The following is a 14,313-nucleotide window of genomic DNA, read 5'->3' as shown; positions in this document are numbered from 1 at the left end:
GAGACGGGGGATCCCCTCCAGTCTACGCGCTTCCCCGGGGCGGCTTGCGCGAGAACGCCTCCAGCCGCTGCTCCGGGGTGAGCCGGGCCATGGCGCGCAGCCACTCCTCGGTGAAGAACTCCCCCGTCGCCGCCTCGACGACCGGCACCACCGTGTGCGTGATCGTGTCGGCATAGACGTGCACCAGCTGGAACGCCTGCGCGGCATCCATCCCGTTCACCTCCGCGGCGGGACGGGCGACGTTCATCGTGTAGCACGTCGAGGAGGCGACGCTGACCGGCACCCCGGCGAACATGCCGGTCGAGGAGTAGTGCAGATGCCCGGCCAGGATGCCACGCACGTCGGTGCCCCGGATGACATCGGCCAGCTCGTCCTGGTGCCGCAGCTCGAGGATGTCGAACAGCGGCACGTGCGCCGGCAGCGGCGGGTGGTGCATCGCCAGCAGCGTCCCGTGCGGTGCCGGCGTGCGCAGCTGGTCGGCCAGCCAGCGCAGCTGCCCCTCGTCGAGGTCGCCGTGATGCCAGCCGGGGACGCTGGTGTCGAGGGCGATGAGCCGCAGCCCGTCGAGGTCCCACACGCCGGTCACCGGCTCCTCCGTGGCGGGGGCGTCCAGCAGCCCGGCGCGCAGCGCGGGGCGCTCGTCGTGGTTCCCCGCCACCCACACCAGCGGGCAGGCCAGCTCGGCGGCCGCCGGCTCCAGCATCCCGCGCAGCCGCCGGTATGCGTCCGGCTCGCCGAGGTCGGTGAGGTCTCCGGTCACCACGATCGCGGACGGATGCGGATGCACGCGTCGCACCGCGTCGAGGGTGCGGCCGAGGTTCGCATCCGTGTCCGCCCCGCCCGGGTGCCGGGCCGAGCCGGCGAGGAAGTGCGGGTCGCTGAGGTGAACGATCGTGTGGGATGCCGGGGCGTGGCGGCCGAACGAGGGCAGATCGTGCATGCGCCCAGCCTACGGACGCGCGGGGACGCCGGTGCGCTCGCGCGCCGCGCGCCCCGTCCCGGGCGGCTCAGCCGAGCACGATCAGCAGGATGCCGCCGATCACCGCGACCGCGCACATGCCGAAGCAGGCCACCGCGGCCGTGTACGCCAGCCGCTTCTGCCCCTCGGTGAGCGGGTTCTTCCGGGCGGCCTTGGCCGCCTGCTTCGCCGCCTTGCGCGCCTCCTTCTCGGAGACGACCGTGATGGCATCCGTGAACTCCGCCGGGCTCACCACCGGCACCCGTCCGCTGCGCACGAGCATCCGCAGCCCGAGCGCGTAGAAGAACACGACGGCGACCGCGCCGATCAGCGCGGCGGCGAACACCAGGACGAACGCACCCCAGTCGATCTCGACGTTCATCGCCCGCCCTCCCGGTTCGCATCGGCGGCGTCCTCGGCGGACTTCCGCTTGGCGGCCTTCGCCGCCTCGGCATCCGACTTCTTCTTCGCCTTCGCGTCGGACTTCGCCTTCGCGCGCGCCTTGGCCTCCATGATGCGCTGCTGCCGGCGCGTGGGCGGCGGGTTCTCGGGCAGCTCGACCGCGAGCGCGGATTCGGCCACGTCGCTCATGGCGTTGGCGTGGGTGACGGCGTTGCGGCGGGAGAACAGGTACAGGCCGAGGATGACCACCAGCGCCAGCACGGCGTCGACGACCACGCCGGCGTTGCCCCACCAGACCACGAGCATCGCCGCGGCCGCGCCCACGGCGCCCGCGGCCGGCAGGGTCAGCAGCCAGCCGATGCCGATCCTCCCCGCGGTGGCCCAGCGCACGGTCGACCCGCGGCGGCCCAGCCCCGAGCCGATGACCGACCCGGAGGCGACCTGGGTGGTGGACAGCGCGAAGCCGAGGGCGCTGGAGGCGAGGATGGTCGCGGCGGTGGCGCTCTCGGCCGAGAAGCCCTGCGCGGGCTTGACGTCGGTGAGGCCCTTGCCGAGCGTGCGGATGATGCGCCAGCCGCCGAGGTAGGTGCCCAGGGCGATGGCGGTCGCGGCCGAGACGATCACTCACAGCTGCGGCTCGTGGTGGGCCGAGGACTGCCAGCCGGCGGTGATCAGCGCCAGCGTGATCACACCCATCGTCTTCTGGGCGTCGTTCGTGCCGTGCGCGAGCGCCACCAGCGAGGAGGTGAAGATCTGGCCCCATCGGAACCCGGAGCGGCCGTCCGGCTTGCCGTCGTAGCGGCGCGTGGCGGCGTACGCGATCTTCGTCACCACGAACGCGATCAGCCCCGCGGTCAGCGGCGCCAGCACCGCCGGCAGCACCACCTTGGACATCACGACGCCGAAGTCGATGCCGGACAGGCCGACGCCGACGAGGGTGGCGCCGATGAGACCGCCGAAGAGGGCGTGCGACGAGCTGGAGGGCAGGCCGAGCAGCCAGGTGAGCATGTTCCAGGTGATCGCGCCGATGAGACCGGCGAAGATCAGCGAGGGCAGCAGCGCGTGCGCGATCTCGTCCTCGCGGATCATGCCTCCGGAGATCGTCTTGGCGACCTCGGTGGACAGGAACGCGCCGACGAGGTTGAGCACGGCCGCCAGCAGGACGGCGGTCTTCGGCTTCAGTGCGCCCGTGGCGATCGGGGTCGCCATGGCGTTCGCCGTGTCGTGAAAGCCGTTCGTGAAGTCGAAGAAGAGTGCCAGCAGGATCACCAGCACGACGATGAGGGCTGCGGTTTCCACCGTTCGCTTTCGTTGAGACTGCAAGGGAGGGGGGTGTGCCGAGGATCTCGGCGTGACGAACGAAGAGTTCACCGTGGGTTAAGCATCCGTTTACGGGCCCACTGAATGGGCGCACCCCGCCCGGTCACGGTCAACTCGCCTCCGGTAGCGTGGACGGGTGACCGACTCCCGCCCGACTCCCCCGCTCGCCGCACGCCGCATCCGCACCCGCACGCACCACGGAGACAGCGTGGACGACCCGTACGAGTGGCTGCGCGCGAAGGACGACCCCGAGGTGATCGCGCACCTGGAGGCGGAGAACGCGTACACCGCGGAGCGCACCGCCCACCTCGAGCCGCTGCGCGAGCGGCTGTTCCAGGAGGTGAAGAGCCGGGTCCTGGAGACCGACCTGTCCGTCCCCACCCGGGAGGGCGACTGGTGGTACTACGGCCGCACCGAGGAGGGCGCGCAGTACGGCATCCACTGCCGCACCGCCGCGCGCGGCGACGACTGGACGCCGCCGGTGCTCGAGCCCGGGGTGCCGGTCCCCGGTGAGCAGGTGCTGCTGGACGGGAACGCGGAGGCCGAGGGGCACGACTTCTTCGCCCTCGGCGCGATGGACGTGTCGGACGACGGCCGGATGCTGCTGTGGTCCACCGACTTCGACGGCTCCGAGGTGTACACGGTGCACGTCCGCGACCTCACCACCGGCGAGCGCCTGGCGGACGAGATCCCGAACACGGCGCAGGCGTTCTTCACCCCGGACGGGCGTGCGGTCCTGTACACGACGCGCGACGAGGCGTGGCGGCCGGACACGCTGTGGCTGCACCGGCTCGGCACCTCGATCGCGGAGGACGTGAAGCTGTTCCACGAGCCGGACGAGCGGTTCTGGCTCGGCGCCGGCATCACCCGCAGCCGCCGGTACCTCGTGATCGGGCTGGGCTCGAAGATCACCAGCGAGGAGCTGCTGGTCGACCTCTCCGATCTCACCGCGCCGCCGCGCGTGGTCTGGCCGCGGCGGGAGGGCGTGGAGTACTCCCTGGACCACGCCGTCGTCGACGGCGAGGACCGGCTGCTGATCCTGCACAACGACGGGGCGCTGGACTTCGAGCTGGTGTCGGTGCCGGCATCCGACCCGCAGGCCGAGCGGACGGTGATCCTGCCGCACGTGCCGGGCCGTCGGCTGCTCGAGGTGGACTGCTTCCGCGACTTCGCGACGGTGGAGTACCGCAGGGAGGGCCTGGCCCGAGCGGCGCTGCTCGACTACCGCACCGGCGGCATCGACGAGGTGTCGTTCGACGAGCCGCTGTACGAGGCGTACTTCAGCGGCAACCCGGAGTGGCATGCGCCGTTCCTGCGCATGGGGTACGGCTCGTTCGTGACCCCGGCGACCGTGCTGGAGTTGGAGGTGGCCACCGGCGAGCGCCACATCCGCAAGCAGCAGCCGGTGCTCGGCGGCTACGAGCCCGCCGCGTACGGGCAGCGCCGGGACTGGGCGGAGGCGCCGGACGGCAGCCGCGTGCCGATCTCGCTGGTGTGGAACCGCGCCTTCGGCGAGCCCGGTGAGGAGCCCCGCCCGCTGCACCTGTACGGGTACGGCTCGTACGAGCACTCGATCGACCCGGGGTTCTCCGCGATGCGGCTGTCGATGCTGGACCGCGGCGTGGTGTTCGCGGTGGCGCACGTGCGCGGCGGCGGCGAGATGGGCCGCAGCTGGTACGAGGACGGCAAGCTGCTGAACAAGAAGAACACCTTCACCGACTTCATCGCCTGCGCCCGGCACCTCGTGGCTGCCGGGGTGACCACTCCCGAGCGGATGGTCGCCGAGGGCGGCTCGGCGGGCGGGCTGCTCATGGGCGCGGCGGCCAACCTCGCGCCCGAGCTTTTCGCCGGCATCCTCGCCGCGGTGCCGTTCGTCGATGCGCTCACCTCCATCCTCGACCCGTCGCTGCCGCTCACGGTGGTCGAGTGGGACGAGTGGGGCGACCCGCTGCACGACCCGGACGTGTACGCGTACATGAAGTCGTACAGCCCGTACGAGAACGTCCGGGAGGGCGTCGCATACCCGCGCATCCTCGCGATGACGTCGCTGAACGACACCCGGGTGCTGTACGTGGAGCCGGCGAAGTGGGTGGCGCGGCTGCGCGAGGCGGGAGCCGCCGACGTGCTGCTGAAGTGCGAGATGTCCGCCGGTCACGGCGGCGTCAGCGGGCGCTACAACGCGTGGCGGGAGCGGGCGTTCGAGCTGGCCTGGATGCTCGACGTCCTCGGCCTCGCCGACGCCGAGCCGGTGCCGCCGGTCGCCCCGTAGCGCGCGTGCGACGTGTCGCAGGAGTGGCGGGCTCCGGCTCCCGGATGCCGCCGTTCCTGTGACCGGCCCGGCCAGCCTGTCACGGCTGTGGTAGGTGGACGGGGCGCGATACCGCCGTTCGTGTGACAGACCGGTCTTCCTGCACATTCCAGATCGCTTTCGGGTTCTCCACCATCACCGGCATCCGAGGCGGCGGAGCAGTGAGGAATGCTGCGGAATGGAAGGATGACCCGAGCTGAGCCCCTTCCCGAGCACTTGACCGGTCGGCCGTTCGCGGTATCCGAAGCGCAGGCATCCGGCGTCTCCCGCTCCCGGCTGCGCGCCCGCGACCTGGACAGCCCCACTCGGGGTGTGCGGACAGCGAGGCGCGAGCCGGAATCGCCGCCGCAAGGCGAATCCCCCTCCCAGCGGATGCAGCGGCTGCGACGGGAGCTGCTCGAGAAGACCAGTGCCTTCGCTCCGGCGCTGACTCCCGACCAGTTCTACAGCCACGAGACGGGCCTCGCCCTGATCGGCGCCCCGCTTCCCTACACGTCAGCGCAGCAGCTCGAACTGCACGTATCGGCCCGGAGGCCGGCCGGAGAGCCGAGACGGAAGGAGGTGGTCGGGCATAGGCTGCAGCGGCGTCCCCCCGCACGCTTCCGCGTGAACGGCCTGCCGATCGAGCATCCCGCGCGGATGTGGCGCCAGGCGGCGACGACGTGGGCGTTGGACGACGTGATCGCCGCGGGCGACTTCCTGATCCTTCCGAAGCGGCGCCTGCTCACGATCGACGACCTGAAGCGCGAGGTCGATGAGGCCGGCGACGTCGCCGGTGGCATCCTGCGCCGGGCGCTGGCGGAGATCCGCCCGGGCGCCGAGACGGCGGAGGAGACGCGCCTGCGCCTGATGCTCGTGCGGGCCGGTCTGCCCGAACCGGAGCTGAACCTCGACCTCCGCACGACGGACGGCCGGTTCGTGGCGCGCCTGGATCTCGCGTACCCGCGCTACCGCACGGGCGTCGAACACGACGGCCGGGTGCACGCCGACGACGACAAGCAGTTCGCCCGGGACGCCGACCGCTGGGACGACATCCGTGCGAATGGCTGGGCGCACGTCCGCATCCTCAGCCACCACATGCGCCCCGACCCTCGCGTCGCCATCCGCAAAGTCGCGAACGCTCTCATCGCGGCCGGGTGGACGCCGGGCGCGTGACCGTGTCACAGAAGGTGCGGCCTGAACAGCATCCGTCCCGCCCCTTCGGTGACACAGCCGCGCCCGCGTCACACAAGACGTCGGATGCCTGCCGAGCGATCCGCCACTGGTGTGACACCCCGGCGCCAGGCGTCACCCGAACAGCGCCGCGGCCTCCTCGTACCGGTACAGCGGCACCGTGTTCAGCTCGCCGAGCGCCTCGGCGAACGGGACGCGGACGATGTCGGTGCCCCGCAGCGCCACCATCTGCCCCCACGCCTCGTCGACGAGGGCGTCGGCGGTGTGCAGGCCGAGCCGGGTGGCCAGCACCCGGTCGAAGGCGGACGGCGAGCCGCCGCGCTGGATGTGGCCGAGCACGGTGGAGCGGGTCTCGATCCCGGTGATGCGCTCGATCTCGGGGGCGAGGATCTCGCTGATCCCGCCCAGGCGCGGCCGGTTGAACGCGTCCAGCCCCTTGTCGCTGTACGCCTCGTCCATGCCCTTGAGCTTGAAGCCCTCGGACACGACCACGAGCGGCGCCCGCCCCCGGTCGTGCGCGCTGGTGACGAGATCGCAGATCTCCTCGATCGACATCGGCACCTCGGGGATGCAGATGGCGTGCGCTCCCGCGGCCATGCCGGCGTGCAAAGCGATCCAGCCGACGTGACGTCCCATCACCTCGGCGACCATGCAGCGCTGGTGCGAGTCGCCGGTGGTGCGCAGCCGGTCCATGGCGTCGGTGGCGATGTTCACGGCGGTGTCGAAGCCGAAGGAGTAGTCGGTCGCGCGCAGGTCGTTGTCGATCGTCTTCGGCACGCCGAGCACCTTGATGCCGTCCTTCGAGAGCCGGTCGGCCGCGGCCAGCGTGCCCTCGCCGCCGATCGCGACGATCCCGTCGATGCCGTGCGCCGCGAGCGTCTTCGCGATGCGCTCCGCTCCCCCGCGCGGCCCCTCGCACGGGTTGGTGCGGCTGGTGCCGAGGATGGTGCCGCCCACCTTCGACAGGCCCTTCACCTCGTGGCGGGTCAGCGGGAAGAAGTCGCCGTCGACGACGCCGCGCCATCCGTCGCGGATGCCGACGAACTCGAGCTCGTACGTGGTGGTGCCCTTGAGGACGACGCCGCGGATCACCGCGTTGAGGCCGGGGCAGTCGCCGCCGCTCGTGAGGATGCCGATCTTCATGCTGCTGCCTTCGTGCTTCGGGTGGAGGGGAAAGGCGACGCTGCCTGAGTCGACCCTAGCGCCGAGGGGCCCGCGAGCACCATTCGATGACGTCGAAAACACGCGATCTTGCGCCCCGATCGGCGCCAGATCACGGTTCCTCGCGTTTCCGCGCGATTCTCCGCCCGGAATCCCGGGAAGAACCTCGATTCTTAACGCTTGTCGATTCAGGCGGCGCCGAGCGCCTCGCGCAGCAGGTGCATCAGCGCGGCCATCTGCACCGACTCGGTGCTGCCTGCCTCGATCTCCTCGCCGTCCAGCGCACGGCCGGCGAGCCCCTGCTTCTGGTCGATGAGCTCGGCGATCTTCGTGTCGATCGTGTGCGCCGCGATGATCCGCCACGCCGTCACCGGCTCGTCCTGCCCGATCCGGTGCACCCGGTCGATCGCCTGCGTCTGCTCCGCGGCGGTCCAGCTCAACTCGGACAGCACGACGTTCGAGGCCGCCTGCAGGTTGACGCCGACGCCGGCCGCGGTGAGCGAGCAGACCGCGATGCCGACCTCGGGATCGGTGTTGAACGCGTCGATGGCCAGCTGCCGGACCGGCGTGGTCTGGTCGCCGCGGATCGACACGGCCTTGATGCCGGATGCCGCGAAGTGCGCCTCGGCCTGGTCCATGACGTCGATGTGCTTGGCGAAGAACACCACCTTGCCGACCGAGCGCTGCAGCTGCGCGGCGTAGTCCGCGGCGAGCTGCGCCTTGGCCTGGCCGATGCGGCGGACCATCGTGAACACGTTGTCCCCGCCGGTGCCGGCGGCCTTCGACTCCTCGAGCTCGTTGTGCGCAACGAGACGGAGGATGTCCTCGTCGACCTCGCCGTGCCGCACCACGCGGTCGGGACGCTCGCCGCGCGCCTCGATGATGCGGCGGTACTTCGCCGCCATCCGCTCGCCCAGCTCGCGCTCGGCCTGACGGATGCTGCGCCCGTACTCGTCGTCGAGCTGCACCGGCAGGTCTGCGATGAGCTTGTCGGGCAGATCGGCCGCGACGTCCTTCTTCTTGCGTCGAACGATGCCCATGGAGATCACCGCGTCGCGAGCCGCCGGGTAGAACGCCTTGTCGGCCGGGGTGAGCCCGGTGGCATCCAGCTTCTCCATCAGCTCGGGGCCCGGCTTCTCACCGTTCGTCCAGCCGAGGAACCGCCAGATGGCGTCGAAGTCCTCGACGTCGTTGATCAGCGGGGTGCCCGTCAGCGCCATCATCAGCGGGTTGCGGGTGCGCTCCCGGATGCGGGCGGCGAGCGCGAGCACGTTCTGCGAGCGCTGCGAGGAGAGGTTCTTGATGAAGTGGGCCTCGTCGACGACCATGCCCTTCAGCCCGATCGATCCGAGCCAGGAAAGGTGCCGGTCGAGGATCTCGTAGTTGACGATGAACACGTCCGCGAACGCGTCGAGGTCGTCGCCGTCGCCCTGGATCACGGTGGCGCGGCGCTGCGGCGTCCACCGCTCCACCTCGCGCGCCCAGTTCATCTTCACCACGTTCGGCACGACGGCCAGCAGCGGGTACGCGCCGGCGATGGATGCCGCGAGCGCGGACTGCGCCGTCTTGCCCAGACCCGGCTCGTCCGCGAGCAGGAAGGTGCGGTGGCCGGCGCGGACCGCCTCGAGGAAGCGCGCCTGATGCGCCATCACCTCGAGGCCCTTCGGGGACACGTGGTCGAACTCCGGGGTGGGCGGCAGCTCCATCGTGGCGGATCCGCCGCCGGCGCCCATCTCGAACGCCTTGTACAGCGGACCCATCAGCTCCCAGCCGTCCAGGCGGCGCCGGGGCACCGCCGGGCGCGGGGTGAGGTCCGGCTCCAGGAACGGGTTGGCGAGCTGGCGGGCCTCCACCGACGGCGGGGTCACCTGACGCTCGGCCAGCGCCGCCGGCACGACCGGCGTCTGGATCGGCGCGATGTCGGTGATGATGAGCTCCTCGGGCGGCAGCTCGGCGCCGGACTCCAGCAGCCAGTCCCGGCGCATCCGCTTGGCGACCGGGCTGGTGGCCTGGTCGGCCTCCAGCAGCTGGATCAGCGAGGTGTCGCGGGCGGCGGTCTTGGCCAGGATCGTGGCGACCCCGTCCAGGCGCTTCAGCAGCTCGACGCGCGAGGCGTCGGACAGCTCGCCGTCCGCCTTCACCCGGGCGCGCTCCTCGCGCACCAGGAACGCGACGACCTGGAACTTCACCCGGTTGGTGGGTCCGAGCTTCCCCCGCTGCGCCTTCGCCTCGATCTCGCGCACCTTGCGCGCGAGGATCGGGATGAGCGGGGCTTCGTCGTCGTGACGGGACGTCTTCCTGCGCCGCGGTGCGGCGGTTGCCGTGCTCGGCATGCTCCTCCTGAGCTGAGTATCCGTCGCCTGTGACCGGCGAACATGGCTCTTCCGTGCGCGGCGCGTGCCGGAACGTCACGGATGGCGGGGCTGCGCGCGCGCATCTCGGCATGCGTGACTGCGGGAGCCCACGCCCGATTCTACGCCATCACGTCGCCGGATGCCGGAAGATGCCGGCGGAACCGCCTCGCCCGACGCCGGGCGACGTCACCTCCAGAGCTGGGCGACCATGTCGTCGGCGTACCCGGTCATGTCCAGATTCAGCCAGCGGGTGGACAGCCACGCGTTCGCCCGGAACACGTGGATCTCGCCGAGCTCCCCGGGCAGCTCGCCCTCGAACACCTGGTGCATCGCGCACCGGGTCTGCGCGGGGTCCTCCGGCAGGTCCGCGCATTCGTATCCTTCCGCGGCGAACGCCTGCTGCAGCTGCGCGGCCTGCGCCTCGTCGACGAGGGCGACGTCGGTTGCGGCGCCGACCTCGGAGGCGGCGCCCCAGGTGCAGTGCAGCCGGGGGACGCTCTCCAGCAGCGCCTGCCCGGCCGGCAGCTCCGTGGACGGCATGGTGAGGGACGGGTCGTTCAGCTGCTGACCGGCGTCGAGCATCCGCGCGGTGAGCTCGTCGCTGAAGACGTCCTCGCAGGACTCCGGCAGGGCGATGTCGTCGGCCGCGTCGTCGGTCGCGTCGTCGGTCGGGGTCGCATCCGGCGACGGCGACGCCGAGGTCGGCGGCGCGGATGCGGGCGGGGATGCCGGGTCCGCGGTCGGTCCCGGGCCTGGTGCGCAGCCGCTCACGGCGGGAAGAAGGAGGAGCGCGGCGAAGGCGACCGCGGCGACGCGACGGCGGGACATGCCCTGATCCTAAGCCGGGGGGCGGCGTCCGGGGTCGTTCTGCGGCTCTTCCCGGGAGAGCACGGCAAAGGCGGCGGCGACGTCGTCGGCGATCTGCTCACGCAGGGCGTCCATGTCGGCGAACGCGACCATTCCGCGCAGGTGCTCGGTGAACTCGACGGTCACCCGGTGCCCGTACAGGTCGAGGTCGTCGGCGCCGAGGACGTGCGCCTCGACCTGGCGGCGGGCGACGTCGTCGAAGGTCGGGTTCGTGCCGACCGAGATCGCGGCCGGATGCCGGATGCCGGAGTCGTGATCGCGCAGCCATCCGGCGTACACGCCGTCCGCGGGGACCAGAGCGTCGACGGTCTCGGACAGGTTCGCGGTCGGGAAGCCCAGCTCGCGGCCGCGCTTGAGCCCGTGCACGACCTCGCCGGTCACGTCCACCGGACGGCCGAGCAGGCGCGCCGCACCGGCGACGTCGCCTTCGGCGAGCAGCTCCCGGATCCAGGTGGATGAGACGCGGCGGTCGGAGCCGGGCAGGTACACGTCCTCGACGACCTCGACCTCGAAGTCGTGCGCCGCGCCCAGTTCCCCCAGCAGTTCGGGACTGCCGGCGCCGCCGCGACCGAAGCGGAAGTCGTGGCCGACGAGCACGGCGCGCGCGCGCAACGCGGCGACGAGGATGTCCGCCACGAACTCCTCCGCGGTCCGGGAGGCCAGCTGCTCGTCGAAGGTGAGCAGCAGGGTGGCGTCGAGATCGTGCTCCCCGAGCAGGGCGATCTTGCGATCGACGTCGACGAGGTTCTCCGGGCAGCGGTCGGGGCGGATCACCGCGAGCGGGTTGCGGTCGAAGGTGACCGCGACCGAGCGCGCTCCGTGCCGGGATGCCAGCTCGCGCATCCGCCGGATCACGGCCTGATGTCCGAGGTGCACGCCGTCGAACTTGCCGATGGCGACGACGGTGCGCCCGAAGTCCGCCGGGATCTCGCCGGGGGCGCGGAAGACGATCACGCCGTCACCTCCGCGGGACGGTGCGTGCGCAGCCACCACAGTCCGAAGACGGGGAGCACCAGCGGCACGAACAGGTAGCCCATCCCGAAGGCGGACCACACGCTGTCGTGCGCGAACAGCTGGGGCATGGTGAGGCTCAGGGTGCCCACCACGAGGACGCCGGTCAGCTCGAACACGATCGCCGTCCAGGCCACCGCGTACCAGCCGCGACGGCCGGCGAGCACGAGCGCCAGCGTGGCGAGGATGTAGACGACGGCGGCGACGGCGGAGAGCGTGTACGTCAGTGGCGCCTCCTCGAAGCGCCGCACGATCTGCACGAAGCTGCGCCCGGTCGCGGCGAGCGCCATCACGGCGTAGACGATGACGAGGACGCGCCCGATGCCCGTCATCCGGGTCCGCGTGAGTGTGTGGGACATTGCGTGTTCCATCCTAGGCCCGGCGGCGGACCCGGGACGGCGCCCGCCGGGTCGGGGGCGCCGCCGCGGCGGATGCCGGCGCGGGGCGGTCTCAGGCGATCTGCACGGTCCAGATCACCTGCATCCGCCACAGCATGATCGCCAGTGCGAAGGCGACCACGCCCAGGATCACCGTGCTCCAGCGGCTGCGCTCGAGCAGCGCCCAGAGCACGCCGCCCACCGGCAGCAGGGCGGCAGAGACGAGGTAGACCCAGAACTCGAGCAGGTCGCCGGTGGGCGGGTTGCCGGCGAGCGGCGCGACGATCGCGACGACGATCTGCACGATCAGGAGCAGCTCGACGACCGCGAGGCTGCCGACCGTGTAGTCGCTGGGACGCCGGCCCGCCAGTCCCGCGACGGTGCAGAACAGCCCGGCGGCGCAGGCCACTGCGATCTGCACGATCGTGAACCACAGGATCATCGCTCCCCCTCCGGCATGTTCATCGCGCTCTTGATGTCCTTCCCGCGCGCCTCCACGACACCCACGAGCAGACCCTCCGGGTCGATCGCGGCGACCTCGGCGGCGACCAGCCGGCCGGCCTGGCCGATCAGGCGCTTGCCGTGGCGCAGGTCCCGCGCCTCCTCGGCGTCCACCTCCAGCACGGGCATGACGCGGCGGGCGGCCTCGGCCGGCGTCAGCGGCACGGCGCCGGCCAGCTCGTCGATGCCGACGGCCGATGCCACGTCGAACCCGCCCACGCGGGTGCGCCGCAGCGCGGTGAGGTGCCCGCCGACGCCGAGCGCGTCGCCGAGGTCGCGGGCGAGGGCGCGGATGTAGGTGCCGGAGGAGCAGTCGACGATGACGTCGAGATCGCGGATGCCGTCCCCGGGCCGGTCGGCGAGCACCTGGAACCTGCGGACGGTGACGCGGCGCGCGGCGAGCTGCACGTCCTCGCCGGCGCGGACCCGGTCGTACGCGCGACGGCCGTCGACCTTGATCGCCGAGACGGCGCTGGGCACCTGCGCGATCGCCCCGGTGAGGGCGGCGACGCCGGCGGCGATGCGGTTCTCGTCGACGCAGGCCCAGGCGCCGGCATCCGCCTGCGCCAGGATCTCGCCGTCCGCGTCGTCGGTCGTGGTGCGCTGACCGAGGCGGATGGTCGCGGTGTACGTCTTGTCCGCGCCGACGATGTAGGTGAGCAGGCGGGTCGCACCCTCGATGCCGATGACCAGCAGCCCGGTCGCCATGGGATCGAGGGTGCCGGCGTGCCCCACCTTGCGCGTCCCGAAGGCGCGGCGCGTGCGGGCGACCACGTCGTGACTGGTCAGTCCGCCGGGTTTGTCGACGAGGAGGATGCCGGGCGATACCACCCGTTCAGCCTACGCGGCCCCGGCTCCACGGGAGGGCCGTGCGCCCGCGGGCTCCCGTCTGCGCGATTATGCTGGCCGGATGCCCGCCACGACCGTCGCCGGAACCGCCTCCGGCATCGCGGACGCGCTGCGGGAATGGTACGCCGCGAACGCGCGCGATCTGCCGTGGCGGCGGCCCGCCTTCCACGAGCGCTACGGCGCGTGGGGCGTGCTGGTCAGCGAGTTCATGCTGCAGCAGACCCCGGTGACCCGCGTGATCCCGCATCTGGACGCCTGGCTCCGGCGGTGGCCGACGCCGGCGGCCTTGGCCGCCGCCACGCCGGCCGATGTGGTGCAGCAGTGGGCGAACCTCGGGTATCCGCGGCGGGCGCTGTGGCTGCACCGCGCGGCGACCGCGATCACCGAGCGCCACGGCGGCGTCGTCCCCCGGGAGGTGCCCGTACTGCTCGCCCTGCCCGGGATCGGCGACTACACGGCGCGCGCGGTCGCGGTGTTCGCGTACGGCGACCGGCATCCCGTCGTCGACACCAACACGCGTCGCGTGCTCGCGCGCGCCCTCGCCGGCCTTTCGCAGCCCGCTCCCCCGTCGCCGCGCGACCTGCACGCCATGGCGGCGCTGCTGCCGGCTGGTGCGGCCGAATCCGCCGTCGTGAACGCCGCGGCGATGGAGCTGGGCGCCACGGTCTGCGTCGCCCGCGCGCCACGGTGCGAGGCGTGCCCGCTGCGCGGCGGCTGCGCCTGGGTCGCGGCCGGCCGCCCCGACACCGGGGACACCCGGCGGCGTCAGGCGCGCTACGAGGGCTCGCACCGGCAGGCGCGCGGCGCGGTGCTGCGCGCCCTGCGGCACGCGGGCGGGCACCGGATGCCGGCGGATGCCGTCGCCGCGGACTGGCCGGACCCGGCGCAGCGCGACCGGGCGATCGACTCCCTCATCGCCGACGGGCTGCTCGAGGCGGCCGACGGGATGCTGCGGCTGCCGCGCTGAACGCGCCGGCACGGGTGGTTCCGGCAGGCGCCGCGCCGGCACGGGTGGTTCCGCCAGCGCCGCTC

12 protein-coding genes and 1 pseudogene are annotated in these 14,313 nt (G+C 72.2%); 3 read left to right on the top strand and 10 right to left on the bottom strand.

The features are described from left to right. Window positions 1-22 precede the first annotated feature (22 nt). The 3 genes and pseudogenes from JRG78_RS04755 to JRG78_RS04745 form a co-directional block, all read right to left on the bottom strand. On the bottom strand, window positions 23-940 hold the full coding sequence (locus tag JRG78_RS04755; protein WP_259607874.1) for a phosphodiesterase: 918 nt from the start codon (window positions 938-940) through the stop codon (window positions 23-25). A 67-nt stretch (window positions 941-1,007) separates the two neighbouring features. After that, the gene (locus JRG78_RS04750; RefSeq protein ID WP_259607873.1) at window positions 1,008-1,340 is read right to left on the bottom strand and encodes a peptidase; all 333 of its coding nucleotides are present in this window, start codon (window positions 1,338-1,340) and stop codon (window positions 1,008-1,010) included. Next, a pseudogene (locus tag JRG78_RS04745) lies at window positions 1,337-2,659 on the bottom strand (inorganic phosphate transporter). Before JRG78_RS04745 ends, JRG78_RS04750 begins: the two are co-directional and overlap by 4 nt. A 157-nt stretch (window positions 2,660-2,816) precedes the next feature. Here JRG78_RS04745 and JRG78_RS04740 point away from each other — a divergent pair. Together JRG78_RS04740 and JRG78_RS04735 are read left to right on the top strand one after the other, a co-directional pair. Next, entirely contained in the window at window positions 2,817-4,949 is a 2,133-nt protein-coding gene (locus JRG78_RS04740) for a S9 family peptidase (protein ID WP_259607872.1), read from the top strand. 411 nt (window positions 4,950-5,360) lie between these two features. Further along, window positions 5,361-6,143 (top strand): hypothetical protein, encoded by a 783-nt coding sequence (locus tag JRG78_RS04735; protein WP_259607871.1) that lies wholly within the window; start codon window positions 5,361-5,363, stop codon window positions 6,141-6,143. 132 nt (window positions 6,144-6,275) lie between these two features. On the opposite strand, the gene JRG78_RS04730 is transcribed toward JRG78_RS04735, so the two are convergent. From JRG78_RS04730 to truB, 7 genes are all read right to left on the bottom strand, one after another. Beyond that, entirely contained in the window at window positions 6,276-7,304 is a 1,029-nt protein-coding gene (locus JRG78_RS04730; RefSeq protein WP_259607870.1) for an ATP-dependent 6-phosphofructokinase, read from the bottom strand. 206 nt (window positions 7,305-7,510) lie between these two features. Further along, window positions 7,511-9,655 carry a DEAD/DEAH box helicase gene (locus JRG78_RS04725; protein WP_272653726.1) on the bottom strand — a complete coding sequence of 715 codons (2,145 nt, stop codon included), beginning with the start codon at window positions 9,653-9,655 and terminating at the stop codon, window positions 7,511-7,513. Between the two features lie 207 nt (window positions 9,656-9,862). Then, complete coding sequence (locus tag JRG78_RS04720; RefSeq protein ID WP_272653725.1) at window positions 9,863-10,504, bottom strand: hypothetical protein; 642 nt, start codon at window positions 10,502-10,504, stop codon at window positions 9,863-9,865. Between the two features lie 9 nt (window positions 10,505-10,513). Next, window positions 10,514-11,497: a bifunctional riboflavin kinase/FAD synthetase gene (locus tag JRG78_RS04715; protein WP_272653724.1), complete on the bottom strand. Its 984-nt coding sequence runs from the start codon at window positions 11,495-11,497 to the stop codon at window positions 10,514-10,516. Further along, complete coding sequence (locus tag JRG78_RS04710) at window positions 11,494-11,886, bottom strand: hypothetical protein (protein WP_442927372.1); 393 nt, start codon at window positions 11,884-11,886, stop codon at window positions 11,494-11,496. The genes JRG78_RS04715 and JRG78_RS04710 overlap by 4 nt, the downstream gene beginning before the upstream one ends. Before the next feature lie 118 nt (window positions 11,887-12,004). Further along, a complete protein-coding gene (locus tag JRG78_RS04705) occupies window positions 12,005-12,373 on the bottom strand; it encodes a hypothetical protein (protein ID WP_259607865.1) in 369 nt (122 codons plus the stop codon). Then, window positions 12,370-13,263 carry a tRNA pseudouridine(55) synthase TruB gene (gene truB, locus JRG78_RS04700; protein ID WP_272653722.1) on the bottom strand — a complete coding sequence of 298 codons (894 nt, stop codon included), beginning with the start codon at window positions 13,261-13,263 and terminating at the stop codon, window positions 12,370-12,372. The genes JRG78_RS04705 and truB overlap by 4 nt, the downstream gene beginning before the upstream one ends. Window positions 13,264-13,342: 79 nt before the next feature. Here truB and JRG78_RS04695 point away from each other — a divergent pair, with 79 nt between their 5' ends. Further along, window positions 13,343-14,248 (top strand): A/G-specific adenine glycosylase, encoded by a 906-nt coding sequence (locus tag JRG78_RS04695; protein WP_272653721.1) that lies wholly within the window; start codon window positions 13,343-13,345, stop codon window positions 14,246-14,248. Window positions 14,249-14,313 lie beyond the last annotated feature (65 nt).

It is taken from the genome of Microbacterium sp. EF45047, from assembly GCF_028472845.1.
GTDB classification, from domain to species: Bacteria; Actinomycetota; Actinomycetes; order Actinomycetales; family Microbacteriaceae; genus Microbacterium; species Microbacterium neungamense.
Note: the sequence above shows the minus strand (reverse complement) of the source record. Positions and strands in the feature narration are given on the sequence as shown.

What these genes read in the sequence shown, in the direction of transcription:
- JRG78_RS04755 (WP_259607874.1), bottom strand. Translation starts at nt 940, where the DNA reads ATGCACGATCTGCCCTCGTTCGGCCGCCACGCCCCGGCATCCCACACG.
- JRG78_RS04750 (WP_259607873.1), bottom strand. Translation starts at nt 1,340, where the DNA reads ATGAACGTCGAGATCGACTGGGGTGCGTTCGTCCTGGTGTTCGCCGCC.
- JRG78_RS04735 (WP_259607871.1), top strand. Translation starts at nt 5,361, where the DNA reads ATGCAGCGGCTGCGACGGGAGCTGCTCGAGAAGACCAGTGCCTTCGCT.
- JRG78_RS04730 (WP_259607870.1), bottom strand. Translation starts at nt 7,304, where the DNA reads ATGAAGATCGGCATCCTCACGAGCGGCGGCGACTGCCCCGGCCTCAAC.
- JRG78_RS04725 (WP_272653726.1), bottom strand. Translation starts at nt 9,655, where the DNA reads ATGCCGAGCACGGCAACCGCCGCACCGCGGCGCAGGAAGACGTCCCGT.
- JRG78_RS04720 (WP_272653725.1), bottom strand. Translation starts at nt 10,504, where the DNA reads ATGTCCCGCCGTCGCGTCGCCGCGGTCGCCTTCGCCGCGCTCCTCCTT.
- JRG78_RS04710 (WP_442927372.1), bottom strand. Translation starts at nt 11,886, where the DNA reads ATGACGGGCATCGGGCGCGTCCTCGTCATCGTCTACGCCGTGATGGCG.
- JRG78_RS04705 (WP_259607865.1), bottom strand. Translation starts at nt 12,373, where the DNA reads ATGATCCTGTGGTTCACGATCGTGCAGATCGCAGTGGCCTGCGCCGCC.
- JRG78_RS04695 (WP_272653721.1), top strand. Translation starts at nt 13,343, where the DNA reads ATGCCCGCCACGACCGTCGCCGGAACCGCCTCCGGCATCGCGGACGCG.